The following is a 16,714-nucleotide window of genomic DNA, read 5'->3' as shown; positions in this document are numbered from 1 at the left end:
CCGGCGGTAGGCGCGACGGGCGAATAAACGGCCCGGTCGGGACCCGACGTTTCGCCAAGGCCTTTGTGGCCGGCCCCCGCCCAACGCGTATGAACGTCGACATCGGCAACGCGCTCGCGGCCGAGGCGTCACCGGGGGTCTCCGAGGCGTCGCTCGAACGCCTCGACGAGCGCGTCGCCGCCCTCCACGAGGAGATCGAGGCGGGCGTCGAGGGCCGCGAGTTCGGCTACGCCAGCCTCGCGCTCCCCGAGGACACCGACCCGGGGGAGATCCGTGCGGCCGTCGAGGGGTTCGACCCCGAAGCGGTCCTGACGGTCGGTATCGGCGGCTCCGCGCTGGGCGCGGACACGATCACCGCCGCCCTGGGGCTCGACGACCACTACACCCTCGACAACGTCGATCCGGCCCACACCCGGCGGCTGCTCGAGGACCTGCCGCTGGAGGAGACGCTGGTCAACGTCGTCTCGCGGTCCGGCACCACCGCGGAGACGCTGGCGAACTTCCTCGTCGTCCGCGAGGCGATGACCGAGGCGGGCGTCGACTGGGCCGACCGGACGGTGGTCACGACCGGCGAGTCGGGGCCGCTCCGCGAACTCGCCGACGAGGAGGACCTGCCGACCTGCCGGGTGCCGGAGGGCGTCCCGGGGCGGTTCTCGGCGCTATCGGCGGTGGGCCTGCTCCCCGCGGCGGCGCTCGGCGGCGACGTCGAGGGCGTCCTCGAGGGCGGCGCGACCGGTCGGGCGTCGCTGGCGCCGTCGCTGTTCGACTGCCCGGCGTACGCCTACGGCGCCGTCGCGTACGCCCTGGAGCAGCGCGGCGCGACCGTCAACGCGTTCGTCCCCTACGCGGAGGCCCTGGAGCCGTACGCCGAGTGGTTCGCCCAGCTGTGGGCCGAGAGCCTCGGGAAGGACGGCCTCGGGCAGACCCCCGCGCGGGCCCTCGGCGCGACCGACCAGCACTCGCAGCTCCAGCTGTACCGCGCCGGCCGCAAGGACAAGCTCGTCACGCTCGTCCGGCCGCGCGAGCGCGAGGACGTCGCCATCCCGGAGCCGGGCGTCGACGAGCTGTCGTACCTCGGCGGAAGCACGCTCGGCGAGCTACTGGACGCCGAGTTCGAGGCGACCGAGGCGTCCCTGGCCGCCGCCGGCCAGCCGAACGTCAGGGTGGAGGTCGACCGCCTGGACGCCGAGGGCGTCGGGGAGCTCCTCTACGGGATGGAGGTGGCGACGGTGCTGTACGGGGAGCTGGCGGGCGTCTCCACGTTCACCCAGCCGGCCGTCGAGTGGGGGAAGCGCGCGGCCCGCGGCCTGCTCGGCGCCAGCGACTTCGAGGAGGCCGACGCCGTCGCCGACAAGACGGTCCGGCGGATCGACTAGAAGATCCCCGTGGCCTCGACGTATATCGAGCCGAAGACGACGGCGTTGTAGATGCCGTGGGCGATGGCGGGGACGACGAGGTTGCCGGTGTACTCGTAGGCCGCACCGAGCACCGCGCCGAGGACGAAGAGGATGGCGAGCGTGGTTGCCAGCGACGAGTCGAGACCGCCCATCCCGTAGGCGGGAACGTGGACGAGCGAGAAGACGACTGCAGCGAGAAATACTGCTGCCTGGGCGTCGAAGGCTTCCTTCAGCCGGGTCTGAATGACGCCCCGGTAGAGGAACTCCTCGGCGGGCCCGGTGACGAGGACCGATAGCGGGATCAGGGGGAGAAGCAGCGCGGGGTTCTCCTGGCCCTGTTCGGCGACGGAGTGCCCGGCCGACGACAGTCCGAACTGCTGGATGACAAAGTTCAGGCCGGCCAGCACTGCGAACAACCCGATCGTCGCAGCCACGCTCCACACCACGTCCCGAGCCGAGGGCCACGATAGACGGAGGTACGACGCCGAGAGTTCACGCATCGAGAGATAGACGACGCCGACGCCGACGAGTCCTGCGCCCTGTGCGACGAGCGTGACGGCGTTCGACAGCCCGGAGCCTTGCCGAATCGTGACGAAGGGGTTCAGGAGGCCCAGTGCAATGATGCTGAGCAACACGCCGACGAAGAGCCCCGTCAGGCCGAGGAACGTCGCACCACCGACAGCCTTGATGGGCGATTCCCGCTCATTCGAGACGCTCATTGTCTGTTGTACCGTCGCCGACCCGATTAACCTTGTCAGTCTGGCGTGCTTGGTTCGTCTCCGGAACGGTCACTCGTCCCGTTGAGAGCGTGGTGAACTAGCAGTACAATATGGGCTCGACGAGCGGATATCATCGAGAAGTCCGTCGGGATAGGCGTCGAAGAGCCGACTACGGGCGTTTGCGCTCGAGGTCGCTGCCGCAGATCTCACAGCGGTCGCGGCGGTCGTCGAAGGTGCGCCCGCAGCCCTGACACTGGAACTGCCAGTCGAGTTGCTCGTCGATGCCCTCCTGGGCGATGACGTCGACGTAGACGTCGAGCTTCTCGGCGACGTTCTGCATCGCGTAGTCGTCGGTGACGAGCGTCGCGTCGAGTTCGAAGGCCGCCGCGAGCAGCCGGACGTCGGTCCGCGAGAGGGCGTCGGCGTCGCCGGTCTCGCGGGCCGCCCGCTCGACGCGCTCGACGGTCCCCGGGTCGGGGATGTGGATGCGCATGCCGGACCCCTCGAGGGCGTCGAAGCGGTAGCCGGCCTCGTCCTCCAGTTCCTCCCGGACCATCGGGATGGTCGCGATCTGGTCTTCGGTCGTGTGGTCGTCGATGAACGCCGACGAGTCGAGGACCTGCATCGAGATCAGCGGTCGACGACGATGGTGTCCTTCACCGCCTGCACGTGACTGACCGGCACGAGGACGTTGCCGTGTTCGTCGCTCTCGAAGCCCGCGTCGACCGACCGCTCGCCGGGGTCGACGACGAGGTCCTTCAGCGACCCCGTCTTCAGGTCCATCGTCACGTTGTACAGCGTGCCGAGGCTGGCACCGTCGGAACCCATGACCTCCTTATCGGAGAGGTTCTCCGCGAGTAGCTCTGACATACACCCGCGTAACGAGCGGGTCGCTATCAACGTTCGGGTCTCGAAGCCGGCCTCGGCCGTCCGGTCGGGCGATACGCCGGCCCCGGTCACCGGGCGTGGCCGGAGAGGTCGACGTCGGCGTCGACCCGGCCGAGGCCGCCTCCACCCGCCGTCGGGGGTCGTCGGATACTGAAACCGTTATATGCCGCCGGAGGCCACTGGTACGTAACGGGGCTCTTCTCAATGTCTGACGCCGACACCACCGACGCCGGGGCCGGAGCCGAGTTACGGACGCCGATCGTGGCCGTGCTGGGCCACGTCGACCACGGGAAGACGAGCCTGCTCGACGAGGTCCGCGGCTCCGCCGTGACGGCGGGGGAGGCCGGCGCCATCACCCAGCACATCGGCGCGACGGCCGTCCCGCTGGAGACCATCTCGGAGATCGCGGGCGCGCTCGTCGACCCGGACGACTTCGACCTGCCCGGGCTGCTGTTCATCGACACGCCCGGCCACCACTCGTTCTCGACGCTGCGCTCCCGCGGCGGCGCCCTCGCCGACATCGCGGTGCTCGTCGTCGACGTCAACGACGGCTTCCAGCCGCAGACCCACGAGGCCATCGACATCCTCAAGCGGACCCAGACGCCCTTCATCGTCGCCGCCAACAAGATCGACACCGTCCCGGGCTGGAACCCCAACGAGGACATGCCGGTCCAGCAGACGATGGAACTGCAGAGCGACCGCGCCGAGGACCGGCTCAACGAGAGCCTCTACGAGCTCATCGGCCAGCTCTCCGACGAGGGGTTCTCCGCGGACATGTACTGGCGCGTCCAGAACTTCCGGGAGAACATCGGCGTCGTCCCGGTCTCCGCCGAGACCGGCGAGGGCGTCCCCGACCTGCTGACGGTCCTGATGGGCCTCTCCCAGCGCTACCTGAAGGAGGAGATGTCCATCGACGTCGGCGGACCGGGCGTCGGGACGGTCCTCGAGGTCAAGGAGGAGCGCGGCTTCGGCGCCACCGTCGACATCGTGCTGTACGACGGCACCATCAAGGCCAACGACACCATCGTGGTCGGCGGCCAGAACGACCCCATCGTCACGGAGGTCCGGGCGCTGCTGCAGCCGCAACCGCTCGCGGAGATACGGACGGAGAAGCAGTTCGAGCAGGTCGACCAGGTCCGGGCCGCGGCGGGGGTCAAGATCGCGGCGCCGGACCTGGACGACGCGATGGCCGGCGCGCCGGTCCGGGTCGTCCGGGACCGCCCGGTCGAGGCGGTCATCGGGGAGGTCGAGGCCGAGCTGGCGGACATCGAGGTCACCACCGAGGAGGAGGGCGTCGTCGTCAAGGCCGACACCCTCGGCTCGCTGGAGGCCATCGGCGCCGCGCTCGCCGAAGCCGAGGTGCCCATCGTCCGCGCAGAGGTCGGGGACGTCGCGCCGCGGGACGTCGCCGTCGCCTCCACCGCCGACGAACCGAAACACGAGGCCATCCTCGGGTTCAACGTCGACGTCCTGGAGGACGCCGAGCGCGAGGCCGAGGAGCAGGACGTCGAGCTGTACGTCGACGACGTCATCTACCAGCTCGTCGAGGAGTACTCCGAGCACGTCGCGGCCGTCGAGCGCGCCCAGCAGGAGCAGGTCCTCGACAAGATCCAGCGGCCCTGCCGGTTCCAGATCCTCAAGGACCACACCTTCCGGCAGTCCGACCCCGCGGTCGTCGGCGTCGAGGTGCTGTCGGGGACGCTGAAGCGCAACTCGAAGGTCGTGAAGTGGGAGGGCAACGAGCCGACCCGCGTCGGCGACCTCAAGTCGCTGCAGGACGCCGGTGAGGACGTCGACGAGGCCCGCGCCGGCGAGCAGGTCGCCGCCTCCATCGACGGCCCGACGGTCGGCCGCCAGATCGAGGAGGGCGACGAGCTCTGGACGGAGATCCCCGAGAAGCACGCCAAGATCCTCGAACAGGAGCTGGCCGACGACGTCCCCGCCGACGAACTCGAGGCGCTGCGGATGTACCTCGAGAAGCACCGCAAGCGCGACCCCTTCTGGGGGAAGTAAGGCGTTTTTCGGAGTCCGAACGACGCCACAGACCGATCCACAGTCCTCGCGACGACCCGAGACTGACCCCACCATCGACGGCGCCGCGACAGTAATGAGATTTAATTAGCTCCAGTTCGAAGGGCCAGTCGTGACGACGAACACGACGCCGACCCGATACGACGGACTGCTCGCAGCGATGCCGGCGTCGGTCGCGGGCGGCGCGGTGGCGGGGTGGCTGCTGGCCATCCCGCTGGCGGTCGGCGTCGGCCTGGGCAGCGTGCTGGCCGCGCTGTTCGTCCTCGTCTCGCTGTTCGTGGTCCCGCCGCAGTGAGCGCGGGCGACTGCCGGGGTTTTTTACGGAACGGGGCGAAGGAAGAGCCGTGAGCGAGCCGATTTCGACGGGGTGTGAGACGGTCGACGAGCTGCTGGGCGGGGGTTTCGAGCGGGCGTCGGTCACCCAGCTGTACGGCCCGCCGGCGGCCGGGAAGACGAACCTGGCGCTGTCGGCGGCCATCGAGGTGGCGGCCGGGGGCGGCAGCGTCCTCTACATCGACACCGAGGGCCTCTCCATCGACCGCTTCGAGCAACTCGCCCGCGCGAAGGTGGGCGAGGACGACGTCGAGGACCTCGCCTCCCGCGTCATCATCACGGATGCCCTGGACTTCGGCGAACAGGAGGAGGCCGTCCGCGACGCGGCGGACCTCGCCGAGGGCGTCGACCTGATCGTCCTCGACAGCGCGACGGGGTTCTACCGCCTCGAACGGCACGACGCCGACGAGGGCGAGACGCTCCGGAAGGTCGCCAAGCAGGTGACCCACCTGCTGTCGCTGGCCCGCCGGCACGACCTCGCCGTCGTCATCACGAACCAGGTGTACTCCGACCCCGAGTCCGACTCCTCGCGGCCCAGGCCGCTCGGCGGGCACACCCTCACCCACTGGTCGGGCGCCGTCGTCCGGCTCGAGCGGTTCCGCGCGGGCAACCGCCGGGCGACCCTGGAGAAGCACCGCGCGAAGGCGGCCGGCGAGACGGCCCGGTTCCGCATCACCGACGAGGGGCTGGAGGAAGTCGAAGAGGGGAGCGTCTAGGGTCGATCCTGTCCACTCGGTCGCGAGACGTACAAATCGGTCGCACGTCCGGTTCGTCAGGGAGGAGTCACCGTGGGGAGCCAGTGCTGGACGGAGACGACGCGGGCTCGGAGGGCTTCTTTTCTCGACGCGTAGCACTCATTAGACCGGGTCTCATAGGCACGGGCAGTGAGCCAGGATCTCTTCGCGGTCCTCTTCGGCGACCCGTTCGCCGTGATGAACACGATCGGGCTGGTCGCGTTCGCGCTCGTCGGGTCGTCGAAGGCGATCCGCGAGGAGTTCGACCTGCTCGGGATCACCATCGTCGGGCTCGCGATGGCGTTTGCGGGCGGTGCGACGCGGGACCTCCTCGTGACGCGGACCCCGCTGGCGCTGCAGTCGCCGATCGAGATCAGTCTGGGGCTCCTCGGGGTCGGCCTGGCCATCTCCTTGAGCGTCGTCCTGCCGCAACCCGACACGCATCCGATCTCGCTCGTCGCGGACGCCATCGGGCTCGCGGCCTTCACGGCGACCGGTGCGATCGTCGCCTCCGGAGCGGACGTCTCGGCGTTCGGCGTCGTCGCCATCGCGACGATCAACGCCGTGGGCGGCGGCGCGCTGGCGGACATCCTGCTCGATCGCGCCCCGTTCATCCTCTTCGAGGACTTCTACGCGAGCTGCGCCGTCCTGGGTGCGGTCGCGTACCTCGTCGCGGGGGTACTCGGCGCGGCCGGGGGAACTGCGGCCGGGATCTGTGCCGGCGTCACCGTCGGAACGCGGCTGGTCGCGGTCACGTACGACTGGCACCTCCCGTCGATACAGGACCTGGGACTCATGAACCGGTGACTCCGTGTCCGGAAATGGACGGGACGTATCGAATCGATCGGTGCGAGAACGGGACGCGAGAACGTGGGCCTCCTCAGAGCTCGCCGAGCTTCCTGAGGACCTGGCCCTCGTACTCCTCGTCGGCGCGGGTGCCCTTCAGCTCGAGGACGTTGCGCTCGAGCTTGTCGACGGCGACGTGGAAGGCGGTCTCGGCGCCGTAGCCCTCGCCGGTGCCGGCGACCTGGCCGCGGTTGGTCCGCATCCGGATCTGGCACTGCACGAGCGGGGTGCCGCGGAGCTTCTCCTTGTGCTCGTGGAAGCGGACGTGGGCGTGCTGGACCTGCATGTCCCGGTACTTGTCGGAGACCTCGGTGATGGCCGCGCGGATGTCCTCCCGGGAGATGGTGTCCAGCAGGTTGACGTTCGTGATCTGGACGTCCATGCTCTCCTCCTCGGTGTAGGTGAGCGCCCGGAGGATGTCCGTCTTCGTGAGGATGCCGGCGATGACGTCCTCCTCGGCCGGCGGCGTGACGACGAGCCCGGCGTAGTCGTGTTCGAACATCGTCTCGACGGCGTCGAGGACGCTGGCGTTGCTCGGGACGGTCTCGACCGGACTGTTCATCAGGTCGTACACCGGCAGGTCGAGCATCCGGTCGAGGTCGCCGGAGCGGTCGCCCTTGTGCTGGCGCTCCATCGAACGGATGGCGAAGTCGGCGATGTCGTGGGTCGTCACCATCCCGGTCAGGTTGCCGGCGTCGTCGAGGACCGGCAGCCGCGAGATGCCGTGCTCGCGGAGGAAGTTGATGGCCTTCCCGAGGTGGTCGTCCTCGTTGAGGGTGACGACCTCCTCCGTGTAGATCTGCTCGACGGTCAGGACGTCGAGGTTCTCGAAGACGGCCTCGAGAATGGCGTCCTCCGTGACGATGCCCCAGAGCTCGCCGTTCTCGAAGACGGGGGCGACCTTGGTGTTGCCCTCGACGAGCATCCGGGCGACGTCCCGGACGTCGTCGGTCCGGCCGACTCGGGGGACGTTGTTTCGGACGATCACCTGGACCTTGGCGTCGTCGTCGATCTGCGACTGGAGGAGCTGTCGCTCCGTGATGATGCCCTCGTACTCGCCGTCGTCGGTGACGATGATACCCTTCGGGTTCTCCTGATCGAAGTGTGATCGGACCTTGCCGAGCCGCTCGTCGACGTCCACCTGGATGTACTCCGGGGTGGCGATATCAGCGATATTCATCTCTCACCCCGGGAAGTTCGCCGCGCGGACTCTTCAAAGTACTCCCCGCCCAAACTTTATGTGTCGCGGCCGACGCTCCGATATGCGGCCTGACATCAGCGTCTTCGGGCGATACACCTACCTGGTCACCGAACTGCTCTGGGGCGGCGTCGCGCTGGCGCTGCTCCGGCGGACGAACTCCGTGCGGAAGGCCCTCCGCGTCAGCCTCGTCCTGTACCCCTTCGCGTACGCGTGGGACCGGTACACCCTCGCGGTGGGCGTCTTCGACATCCCGCTGCGGACCGGGATCGAGATCGCCGGAATCCCCCTGGAGGAGCACGTCTTCATGTTCGTCGTGCCGTCGATGGTGGTCGGCACCGCCGAGGCGCTCGAGGAGTTCCGGGAATAGCCCTTCTTCGCTTAGTACGAATACATCTCGCGGCCACCAGCTACTCTTTTAAAGAGCCGTCTATACTCCGAGTAACCGCTTTGCATTTAACTAATTGTGAGTTAGTTGTAGCATGACAGCACGAATCACGGTGCGGACGGTCGTGACGCTGGCGGCGGCGCTCGGCGTCGTCGCGATGTTCGCCGGATCGGCCGCCGCGGTCGGCCTCGGTCCGGTCGGAGTAGCCGAGGAGGATAGCGACGCGGTGGTGGACGTAGAGCTCGATAGCGAAACCAGCGACAGCGGCGGCAGTGGTAGCGGTGCCGTCGCCGTCGACGGCGGACCGGGCAGCGCAGAGGGGAGCGGCGCCGTCAGCGGCGACGCGGCGGAGCAGACCCTGAACGTCTCCGCTGCGGGTGCGGGCGGGGTCGCCGGGGAGACGATCAACGGGAGCGTCTCCTGCGATGTCAGCCCCGAATCGGCGCAGAACCCTCAGGAGGCCTGTGACTACGTCGCACCGGGTGGTGGAGCGAACCCGATTCCCGACAACCCGGGCGATGACCTGCCGGGCGACGGGGTGCCGGGTGAAGAGGTTCCCGAACTCCCAGGCAACGAACTGCCGAGCGAAGACCTGCCGGGTGACGATCTCCCCGACGGCGACCTCCCGGTCGATCCCGTCGAGGGGCTCCCGATCGGCGAACTGCAGGCGCTGTAGCTGGGACGGTCCCTGACGAACGGCGATACTTTTCTCGGCGAGGTCCGCCCGGAGACCGCCGTTTCTCGCGCAGCGATGCGCAACTATCAATACGACGTCCATTCGAACCCGAAATAAACATGCTCGGCATCGAACGCGACCCGGAGGAGAAGGCCGACGTCGAGGACGTCGACATGACCGGCAAGACGGTGCTGGTGACCGGCTCGACCAGCGGCGTCGGGCGGTCGGCGGCGCTGGCGCTGGGCCGGCTCGGCGCGGACGTCATCGTCCACGGCCGGAAGCACGACAAGGGCGAGGCGACCGTCGAGGAACTGGAGTCGATCGGCGCGGACGCGCAGTTCGTCTCCGCCGACTTCGCGGACGTCGACGAGGTCTCCCACCTCGCCGAGACGGTCACGGAGTCCGTCGACGAACTGGACGTCCTCTGCAACAACGCTGGCGGGCTGTTCGACCCGGGCGAGACGACCGACCTCGGCGTCGAGAAGACGTTCCACATCAACCACCTCTCGCCGTACCAGCTGACCGCGGAGCTGCTGCCCGCACTCGGGTCCGGCGCCAGGGTCGTCACGACGTCCTCCATCGGCCACCGGATCGCGACGCTGGACCTGGACGACCTCGCCGCGGTGTCGGGGCTCTCCGACTGGGCCGCCTACTGCCGCTCGAAGCTCGCGAACCTCCGCTTCTCGAACGAACTGGCCCGGCGGCTCGTCGCCAGTGGCCGGAACGTCACCTCGAACTCGCTGCACCCCGGCATCATCCCCGGCAGCGAGTTCTCGCGGGCGCTCCCGGAGCCGGCGCCGTTCGTCGGCCGACTCGCCGGGGAGTTCCCGATGACCGACTCCGTCGAGGACGGCGCCGCGACCGTCGTCTACCTCGCCGCCTCCGAGGAGGTCTCCGGCGTCACCGGGAAGTACTTCTCGCGGTGCCGGGAGCGCCGTCCCGCCTCGGACGCGATGGACGTCGAGGCCCAGCGGGAGCTCTGGGAGCGGAGCGCCGAACTGCTCGACATCGGGAAGCCGCTGGCCGACGTCGACGTCGAGGCGTAAGGACGTCGCGTCTCCGGGTCTTCTGCAGACGTTCGGTAGGCATCGCACACGCATCCAGAAATCGTCTCCCTCGAGTAGCTCGCGTTCGAAATAGCGGACCCCAGACATCTCAGGGTTGGCGCTCATCCGGTTCACCGACCTACGTCGACGCGATGACACAGGTCGGGATCACCGACGAGGACCTGGAACAGATTCGAGAATACCTTGCGAAGCCAGCGTACCAGCGGGGCGATGACGACCTGGTCCCGGAACCCGACGAGTAACGAACCGGTCGAGACGTCAGAGCACTTCCTCGCCGATCCACCGTTTCTCCCTGTCCCTGCTGACGAGGGTGCTCATCGTCTCGATCTTCCACCCGCAGTCTGAGCACGACAGGACCTCGGTGTACTCCTGGCTATTCAGCCATCTCTTCTCCCTGTCGGCAGACGTATCGCATTCTGGGCAGTCCATGGTCGGATACCTTCGTGCAAGACACGACGGACCGTAAATCCGAGATAAGCGGAGTGAAAGTGGTCTATCCGCCGTATCCGAGGTGGAACCGCAATAAGGGAGTGGGTTCGGGCAGATTTGAACTGCCGGCCTCCTCCATGTCAAGGAGGTGTCATAACCAGCCTAGACCACGAACCCGTGCTGGCGTTCGTCCGCACTCCACCGTAACCCGGTGACGTAATTGAAGCTTTCGGAATACCACCCGCACGGCACCGTGTTCCACGGCGACGACTCCCCCGATACAGACGGCCACCTGCCGGCCCAGGATTCCCGAAACCGTCCTCCGAGCACGCTCGGAGTCGATTCCCCGGTTTCGGGACACGACCCTATATAAATGCCCCGACATACCGGCCACAACTGTGATGCATCCAAGTAGATATCGTTTGTCTAGAGATGGGTACCAATAGTATAGCGAACGCGACGGTGTCGTGTCTGATCGCGACGGTGCTCGTGATCGGGTTCACCGCGGCCCCGGTCGCGGCGGCCGATGGCACTGGCGTCTCCTTCGACGGCGACGGCGTCGATGTCGACGTCGGCGACGACGTCTCCGTGTCTGCCGGCGAGGACGGCCTCGATGTCGAGGGAGACGTGGACGCGAACGAGACGACCGACCCCGGCGTCGAAGCGCCGGAGGCGGACGATACCCCAGAACTGAACCCCGAGGAGAGCAGCGACGACGAACCGGTCCCGGAGGAGGTCTGCACCGACGTCCCCGAGCAGGTCAACGAGAACGTGCCCTACGAGCAGGTGCCGTGGGTCAGCGACCTGCCACAGGAAGCCCAACCGCCGGGCGTTCCCACCAGCGTCGTGACGCCCGGCGCCGTTGCCGGCATCGTCGAGGGCGCCGCCCCCAACCAGTGTGACGTCCAGGACCCGAACGACCCCTCCTACGACCCGACCGAGGAAGAGGTGAATCCCGCGGTCGACTACGACGTCGCCCGCTCCGGTCAGTACCAGGACGGCGGCGTCGCGCTGGTCTACTTCGACGCGACGCTGAACGAGTCCGACGAGCACGGCCCCGGCGTCTCCGGGATGGTCGGCGGTCTCGCGACCTCGCAGTTCGGTGACGCCGACACCGAACTGGCCATCCACGACGGCGAGAAGGAGTACGCGGTCGACCCGCGCGTCCGCTACCAGGAGAACGCCACGACCGCCTTCGCCGAGAACGACGTCCGGCTGCTGAACAAGCGCCTGGGCGTCGTCGTCGACTGCGACGGTGAGGAGTGCCAGCTGGGCACCCGGGGCCTCCCGCAGTTCGCCGACTACCCCGCGATCCCAGCGCCGACCGCGGAGGACGAGAGCAGCGAGGAGACCGAGGGACCGTTCCCGCAGGAGGTCTGCACCGACGTCCCCGAGCAGGTCAACGAGAACGTGCCCTACGAGCAGGTGCCGTGGGTCAGCGACCTGCCACAGGAAGCCCAGCCGCCGGGGCTGCCGACCAGCGTCGTGACGCCGGGCGCCGCTGCCGGCATCGTCGAGGGCGCCGCCCCGAACCAGTGCGATGTCCAGGACCCGAACGATCCGTCGTACAACCCCGCCGATGACGGCGTCGAGCCGGCCGGCGACGTGAGCGTCGCTCGCAGCGGCCAGTACGAGGGCGGCGGCGTCGTGCTGATCTACTACGAGGCGACGCTGAACGACTCGAACGAACACGGTCCCGGCGTCTCCGGGATGACCGGCGTGCTCGGGACCTCGCAGTTCGGCGACGTCGACCAGGAGCTCGCGCTCCACGACGGCGAGAAGGAGTACGCGGTCGACCCGCGCGTCCGCTACCAGGACAACGGGACGACCGCCTTCGCCGAGAACGACGTGCGGCTGCTGAACAAGCGATTGGGCGTCGTCGTCGACTGCGACGGCGAGGAGTGCCAGCCGGGCACCCGGGGCCTCCCGCAGTTCGTCGACGCCCCCGCGTTCCCCGCGCCGACCGGGGAGTGACGACGGCTCGCCGGTGACGCTTCTTCCGTGTCTGTCCGCCCGCCAGCGGTCGCCGTAGCGACAGGCTTAAGCTGGTGTACTTATTTGTACATCGTAACGCAGTATTGGTCATTGGTGTTCACTATGAAGGATTACATCGAACGGGTGACGGAGGGTGGCGACCTCTCGCAGGCGGAGGCGCGAGAGGCGGCCACCGCCGTCTTCGAGGGAGCGACGGAGGCACAGATCGGCGCGCTGCTGGCGGCGCTGCGCGCCAAGGGCGAGACGGAGTCGGAGATCGCCGGCTTCGCCGAGGGGATGCGAGCGGCGGCCCGCACCATCGACCCCGACCGGTCGCCGCTGGTCGACACCTGCGGGACCGGCGGCGACGGCCACGACACGATCAACGTCTCGACGACGAGCTCGTTCGTCGTCGCCGGCGTGGGCGTCCCGGTGGCCAAGCACGGCAACTACTCGGTGTCCTCGTCGTCGGGGAGCGCGGACGTCCTCGAGGAGCTGGACGTCACCATCGACGCCGAACCGCCGGCCGTCGAGGACTGCATCGAGGACACCGGCATGGGGTTCATGCTCGCGCCCGTCTTCCACCCGGCGATGAAGGCCGTCATCGGCCCGCGGAAGGAACTCGGCATGCGGACCGTCTTCAACGTCCTCGGGCCGCTGACGAACCCCGCGGGCGCCGACGCGCAGGTCGTCGGCGTCTACGACGAGGCGCTCGTCCCCGTCCTCGCGGACGCCCTCTCGCGGATGGCCATCGACCGGGCGCTGGTGGTCCACGGCGCCGGGCTCGACGAGATCGGCGTCCACGGCGAGTCGACCGTCGCGGAGGTCGACGGCGAGGACGTCACCGAGTACACCGTCACCCCGGCGGACCTCGGTATCGACGTCCACGACCTCGGGGACGTCGCTGGCGGCTCGCCCGCCGAGAACGCCCGCGACATGCGCGGCATCCTCGAAGGCGAGATCCGCGGCGCGAAGCGCGACATCATCCTCGCGAACGCCGGCGCCGCAATCTACGTCTCCGGCGAGGCCGACAGCCTGGCCGCCGGCGTCGACGCCGCCCGCGAGGCCATCGACTCCGGGGCGGCCGCGGCGCAGCTGGCGTCGCTCCGCGAGTTCGAGCCATGACGAGGGTGAAGGTCTGCGGGGTCACCACCCGCGAGGACCTCGAGACGGCGATCGAGGCGGGCGCCGACGCGGTCGGCTTCATCGTCGACGTCTCGGTGGACACGCCCCGGGAGATCGCCGACCAGCGGGCCGTCGAACTGGCCCGGGCGACGCCGCCGTTCGTGACGACCGTCCTCGTGACGATGCCGGATCGCCCGGAGGCGACCGTCGACCTGGCCTCGCGCGTCCAGCCGGACGTCGTGCAGGTCCACGGCGACCTGACTCCGGGCGACCTCGCCTACCTCTCGGCGAAGGTCCACGGCGACGTCGTGAAGGCCGCCTCGCCGGAGGAGGCGCCCGACTACGACACCGTCGCGGACGCGCTGCTCGTCGACTCCCTGGACGAGGCGGGCGCCGGCGGCACCGGCGAGACCCACGACTGGGAGCGGACCCGGGAGCTGGTCGACTCGCTGTCGTCGCCGGTCGTGCTGGCCGGCGGGCTCACCCCAGAGAACGTCGCCGAGGCGGTCGAGGTTGTCCGCCCCTTCGCGGTCGACGTCGCCAGCGGCGTCGAGTCCGAGCCCGGCCGGAAGGATTCGGAGGCGGTCGCGGCGTTCGTCGAGGCCGCGGGAGGGAGACCGTGATCGGACGCGAGGCGTTCGTCGACCTCGCCGGCGACGGCCCGGCGGTGGTCCGCGCCGTCGCCGACCTCGAGGCCGACCCGGAGCCGCTGGCGGCCTACGCCGCCCTGACCGGCCGGACGACCGACGCCGACGCCGGCGAGTACGCCTTCCTGCTGGAGAGCGCCGAGAAGGTCGCCTCCAGCGACCCCGACGGCGCGTTCACGGCCGGCCACGGCGCCGACCGCCACGCCCGCTACTCGTTCGTCGGCTACGACCCGGCGGCGGTCGTGACGGTCGACGGCGACGACGGCGCCGCGGTCGACGTCCTCGACGCCCGGTACGAGGGGGCGCTGGACCCCAACGGCGGCGACGCGGTCGCGAAGCTCCGCGAGTCGCTGCCCGACGTCCCGCTGCGGAACTTCCCCGAGACGGAGCGCCAGCAGCTGCAGGGCGGCCTCGTCGGCTTCCTCGCCTACGACGCCGTCTACGACCTGTGGCTCGAGGAGGTCGGCCTGGAGCGTCCGGACTCGCGGTTCCCGGACGCGCAGTTCGTCCTCAACACGAAGACGCTGGTCTTCGACGACGCCGCGGGTACCGTCTCGCTGGTGTTCACGCCGCTCGTCCACGAGTCCGACGACCCCGGCGAGATATACGACGAGCTGACGGCGGAGGTCGACCGCGTCGAGTCGCTGCTCGCCGACGCCGGTGAGCTGCGGACGGGCGGCTTCCGGCCGGTCGAAGAGCGGGCCGGCCCGAAGGACGACTACGAGGACGCGGTCCGGCGGGCCAAGGAGCACGTCCTCGACGGCGACATCTACCAGGGCGTCGTCTCGCGGAAGCGGGAACTCGACGGCGAGGTCGACCCGCTGGGGCTGTACGAGGCGCTGCGCGAGGTCAACCCCTCGCCGTACATGTACGTCCTCGACTACGACGACCTCGCGGTGGTCGGGGCGTCCCCGGAGACGCTCGTCTCCGTGCGCGGGCGCGAGGTGATGAGCAACCCCATCGCGGGGACCTGCGACCGCGGGACCAGCCCCGTCGAGGACCGCCGGCTGGCCGGCGAGATGCTCGCCGACGGGAAGGAACGCGCCGAGCACACGATGCTGGTCGACCTCGCGCGCAACGACGTCCGGCGGGTCGGCGAGGCCGGCAGCGTCCGGGTCGAGGAGTTCATGAACGTCCTGAAGTACAGCCACGTCCAGCACATCGAGTCGACGGTGACGGGACGGCTCGACGAGTCACACGACGCCTTCGACGCGACGCGGGCGGCCTTCCCCGCCGGCACCCTCTCCGGCGCGCCGAAGATCCGGGCGATGGAGATCATCGACGAGCTGGAACGCGAGCCGCGGGGGCTCTACGGCGGCGGCGTCGGCTACTACTCCTGGACCGGCGACGCCGACTTCGCCATCGTCATCCGGACGGCGACGGTCGAGCGCGGCCGCGGCGTCGACGGCACCGACCGGGTGACCGTCCAGGCCGGCGCGGGCATCGTCGCCGACTCCGACCCCGAGAGCGAGTACGAGGAGACCGAGAAGAAGATGGACGGCGTCCTCGTCGCCCTGGAGCGCATCGAGGGATCGGGAGAGGCGTCCGCCGGGGACGCGGCCAGAGAAGCGACGGGCGAGGTGCCCCGATGACACGGGTGCTGTTCGTCGACAACTTCGACTCGTTCACCTACAACCTCGTCGAGTACGTCAGCCAGCACGACGGCGTCGACACCGAGGTCGTCCGGAACACGGCGACCCTGGAGGAGATCCGGGAGGTCGACCCCGACGGGATCGTCGTCTCGCCGGGCCCCGGCCACCCGAAGAACGACCGCGACGTCGGCGTGACGCTGGACGTCTTCCGGGAGGTGAGCCCCGCGGTGCCGACGCTCGGGGTCTGTCTCGGCCTCGAGGCGGCTGTCTACGAGTACGGCGGCACCGTCGACCGGGCGCCGGAACCCATCCACGGGAAGGCGTTCCCGGTCGACCACGACGGCGACGGCGTCTTCGCGGGGCTCGAACAGGGGTTCCAGGGCGGGCGGTACCACTCGCTCGTCGCACTCGACGTCCCGGCGTGCTTCGAGGTCTCGGCGACCACCGACCACGAGGGCGAGGAGCTGGTGATGGGGGTCCGCCACCGCGACCACCCCATCGAGTGCGTCCAGTTCCACCCCGAGTCGGTCCTGACTGCCGCGGGCCACGACCTGATCGCGAACTTCCTGTCGACGGTCCGGTAGTGTCTAGTCCCGGTCACCTGTCAGACGCCCGTTCCCTATCGCGGCACCTCGGATGCTGATACGTCGTCGAGAGGGACTTCACAGGG

Annotated in this window: 18 protein-coding genes and 1 tRNA gene; 13 read left to right on the top strand and 6 right to left on the bottom strand. The window is 69.2% G+C overall.

From position 1 onward, the window contains the following. Window positions 1–89: 89 nt before the first annotated feature. Window positions 90–1,376 carry a glucose-6-phosphate isomerase gene (locus tag HWV07_RS15840; RefSeq protein ID WP_178335242.1) on the top strand — a complete coding sequence of 429 codons (1,287 nt, stop codon included), beginning with the start codon at window positions 90–92 and terminating at the stop codon, window positions 1,374–1,376. On the opposite strand, the gene HWV07_RS15835 is transcribed toward HWV07_RS15840, so the two are convergent. From HWV07_RS15835 to HWV07_RS15825, 3 genes are all read right to left on the bottom strand, one after another. Then, on the bottom strand, window positions 1,373–2,116 hold the full coding sequence (locus HWV07_RS15835; RefSeq protein WP_178335241.1) for a CPBP family intramembrane glutamic endopeptidase: 744 nt from the start codon (window positions 2,114–2,116) through the stop codon (window positions 1,373–1,375). The two genes, HWV07_RS15840 and HWV07_RS15835, sit on opposite strands and share 4 nt — an antisense overlap. 169 nt (window positions 2,117–2,285) lie before the next feature. Next, on the bottom strand, window positions 2,286–2,741 hold the full coding sequence (locus HWV07_RS15830; RefSeq protein WP_178335240.1) for an NOB1 family endonuclease: 456 nt from the start codon (window positions 2,739–2,741) through the stop codon (window positions 2,286–2,288). A gap of 5 nt (window positions 2,742–2,746) precedes the next feature. Next, complete coding sequence (locus tag HWV07_RS15825; RefSeq protein WP_178335239.1) at window positions 2,747–2,986, bottom strand: PRC-barrel domain-containing protein; 240 nt, start codon at window positions 2,984–2,986, stop codon at window positions 2,747–2,749. A 222-nt stretch (window positions 2,987–3,208) separates the two neighbouring features. On the opposite strand from HWV07_RS15825, the gene infB reads away from it, so the two are divergent. From infB to HWV07_RS15805, 4 genes are all read left to right on the top strand, one after another. Then, window positions 3,209–5,017: a translation initiation factor IF-2 gene (gene infB / locus HWV07_RS15820; protein WP_178335238.1), complete on the top strand. Its 1,809-nt coding sequence runs from the start codon at window positions 3,209–3,211 to the stop codon at window positions 5,015–5,017. A 130-nt stretch (window positions 5,018–5,147) separates the two neighbouring features. After that, complete coding sequence (locus HWV07_RS15815) at window positions 5,148–5,330, top strand: DUF8015 family protein (RefSeq protein ID WP_178335237.1); 183 nt, start codon at window positions 5,148–5,150, stop codon at window positions 5,328–5,330. Window positions 5,331–5,379: 49 nt separating this feature from the next. Continuing rightward, window positions 5,380–6,084, top strand: a complete 705-nt coding sequence (gene radB, locus HWV07_RS15810) for a DNA repair and recombination protein RadB (protein ID WP_178335236.1) — start codon at window positions 5,380–5,382, stop codon at window positions 6,082–6,084. Between the two features lie 168 nt (window positions 6,085–6,252). Next, window positions 6,253–6,909: a trimeric intracellular cation channel family protein gene (locus tag HWV07_RS15805; RefSeq protein ID WP_178335235.1), complete on the top strand. Its 657-nt coding sequence runs from the start codon at window positions 6,253–6,255 to the stop codon at window positions 6,907–6,909. Between the two features lie 73 nt (window positions 6,910–6,982). Here HWV07_RS15805 and HWV07_RS15800 read toward each other — a convergent pair whose 3' ends face one another. Continuing rightward, window positions 6,983–8,128 (bottom strand): CBS domain-containing protein, encoded by a 1,146-nt coding sequence (locus HWV07_RS15800; protein WP_178335234.1) that lies wholly within the window; start codon window positions 8,126–8,128, stop codon window positions 6,983–6,985. An 82-nt stretch (window positions 8,129–8,210) separates the two neighbouring features. Here HWV07_RS15800 and HWV07_RS15795 point away from each other — a divergent pair, with 82 nt between their 5' ends. The 3 genes from HWV07_RS15795 to HWV07_RS15785 all read left to right on the top strand — a co-directional run bounded on the left by HWV07_RS15795 (window position 8,211) and on the right by HWV07_RS15785 (window position 10,256). Further along, complete coding sequence (locus HWV07_RS15795; RefSeq protein ID WP_178335233.1) at window positions 8,211–8,516, top strand: lycopene cyclase domain-containing protein; 306 nt, start codon at window positions 8,211–8,213, stop codon at window positions 8,514–8,516. 112 nt (window positions 8,517–8,628) lie between these two features. After that, window positions 8,629–9,210 (top strand): hypothetical protein, encoded by a 582-nt coding sequence (locus HWV07_RS15790; RefSeq protein WP_178335232.1) that lies wholly within the window; start codon window positions 8,629–8,631, stop codon window positions 9,208–9,210. A gap of 119 nt (window positions 9,211–9,329) precedes the next feature. Then, window positions 9,330–10,256 carry an SDR family oxidoreductase gene (locus HWV07_RS15785; protein ID WP_246279783.1) on the top strand — a complete coding sequence of 309 codons (927 nt, stop codon included), beginning with the start codon at window positions 9,330–9,332 and terminating at the stop codon, window positions 10,254–10,256. A gap of 279 nt (window positions 10,257–10,535) precedes the next feature. Here HWV07_RS15785 and HWV07_RS15780 read toward each other — a convergent pair whose 3' ends face one another. Beyond that, window positions 10,536–10,706 carry a hypothetical protein gene (locus tag HWV07_RS15780; protein ID WP_178335231.1) on the bottom strand — a complete coding sequence of 57 codons (171 nt, stop codon included), beginning with the start codon at window positions 10,704–10,706 and terminating at the stop codon, window positions 10,536–10,538. A gap of 102 nt (window positions 10,707–10,808) precedes the next feature. Continuing rightward, window positions 10,809–10,883 (bottom strand) — tRNA-Val (locus HWV07_RS15775). Between the two features lie 255 nt (window positions 10,884–11,138). Between HWV07_RS15775 and HWV07_RS15770 the strand changes: the two genes are divergently transcribed. The 5 genes from HWV07_RS15770 (at window position 11,139) to trpG (ending at window position 16,628) form a co-directional block, all read left to right on the top strand. Beyond that, window positions 11,139–12,680: a hypothetical protein gene (locus HWV07_RS15770; protein WP_178335230.1), complete on the top strand. Its 1,542-nt coding sequence runs from the start codon at window positions 11,139–11,141 to the stop codon at window positions 12,678–12,680. 123 nt (window positions 12,681–12,803) lie between these two features. Then, window positions 12,804–13,805: an anthranilate phosphoribosyltransferase gene (gene trpD, locus HWV07_RS15765; protein ID WP_178335229.1), complete on the top strand. Its 1,002-nt coding sequence runs from the start codon at window positions 12,804–12,806 to the stop codon at window positions 13,803–13,805. Next, window positions 13,802–14,428 carry a phosphoribosylanthranilate isomerase gene (locus tag HWV07_RS15760; protein WP_178335228.1) on the top strand — a complete coding sequence of 209 codons (627 nt, stop codon included), beginning with the start codon at window positions 13,802–13,804 and terminating at the stop codon, window positions 14,426–14,428. The genes trpD and HWV07_RS15760 overlap by 4 nt, the downstream gene beginning before the upstream one ends. Next, window positions 14,425–16,044: an anthranilate synthase component I gene (gene trpE, locus HWV07_RS15755; RefSeq protein ID WP_178335227.1), complete on the top strand. Its 1,620-nt coding sequence runs from the start codon at window positions 14,425–14,427 to the stop codon at window positions 16,042–16,044. Before HWV07_RS15760 ends, trpE begins: the two co-directional genes overlap by 4 nt. After that, on the top strand, window positions 16,041–16,628 hold the full coding sequence (gene trpG / locus HWV07_RS15750) for an anthranilate synthase component II (protein WP_178335226.1): 588 nt from the start codon (window positions 16,041–16,043) through the stop codon (window positions 16,626–16,628). The genes trpE and trpG overlap by 4 nt, the downstream gene beginning before the upstream one ends. Window positions 16,629–16,714 lie beyond the last annotated feature (86 nt).

This window comes from Natronomonas salina (genome assembly GCF_013391105.1).
Taxonomy (GTDB): domain Archaea; phylum Halobacteriota; class Halobacteria; order Halobacteriales; family Haloarculaceae; genus Natronomonas; species Natronomonas salina.
Note: the sequence above shows the minus strand (reverse complement) of the source record. Positions and strands in the feature narration are given on the sequence as shown.

Excerpts from the sequence above, each read along its gene's own strand:
- HWV07_RS15840 (WP_178335242.1), top strand. The coding sequence starts at position 90 with ATGAACGTCGACATCGGCAACGCGCTCGCGGCCGAGGCGTCACCGGGG.
- HWV07_RS15785 (WP_246279783.1), top strand. The coding sequence starts at position 9,330 with ATGCTCGGCATCGAACGCGACCCGGAGGAGAAGGCCGACGTCGAGGAC.
- HWV07_RS15760 (WP_178335228.1), top strand. The coding sequence starts at position 13,802 with ATGACGAGGGTGAAGGTCTGCGGGGTCACCACCCGCGAGGACCTCGAG.
- HWV07_RS15770 (WP_178335230.1), top strand. The coding sequence starts at position 11,139 with ATGGGTACCAATAGTATAGCGAACGCGACGGTGTCGTGTCTGATCGCG.
- HWV07_RS15800 (WP_178335234.1), bottom strand. The coding sequence starts at position 8,128 with ATGAATATCGCTGATATCGCCACCCCGGAGTACATCCAGGTGGACGTC.
- HWV07_RS15795 (WP_178335233.1), top strand. The coding sequence starts at position 8,211 with ATGCGGCCTGACATCAGCGTCTTCGGGCGATACACCTACCTGGTCACC.
- HWV07_RS15825 (WP_178335239.1), bottom strand. The coding sequence starts at position 2,986 with ATGTCAGAGCTACTCGCGGAGAACCTCTCCGATAAGGAGGTCATGGGT.
- trpD (WP_178335229.1), top strand. The coding sequence starts at position 12,804 with ATGAAGGATTACATCGAACGGGTGACGGAGGGTGGCGACCTCTCGCAG.
- infB (WP_178335238.1), top strand. The coding sequence starts at position 3,209 with ATGTCTGACGCCGACACCACCGACGCCGGGGCCGGAGCCGAGTTACGG.
- HWV07_RS15830 (WP_178335240.1), bottom strand. The coding sequence starts at position 2,741 with ATGCAGGTCCTCGACTCGTCGGCGTTCATCGACGACCACACGACCGAA.
- trpG (WP_178335226.1), top strand. The coding sequence starts at position 16,041 with ATGACACGGGTGCTGTTCGTCGACAACTTCGACTCGTTCACCTACAAC.
- HWV07_RS15835 (WP_178335241.1), bottom strand. The coding sequence starts at position 2,116 with ATGAGCGTCTCGAATGAGCGGGAATCGCCCATCAAGGCTGTCGGTGGT.
- HWV07_RS15780 (WP_178335231.1), bottom strand. The coding sequence starts at position 10,706 with ATGGACTGCCCAGAATGCGATACGTCTGCCGACAGGGAGAAGAGATGG.
- HWV07_RS15790 (WP_178335232.1), top strand. The coding sequence starts at position 8,629 with ATGACAGCACGAATCACGGTGCGGACGGTCGTGACGCTGGCGGCGGCG.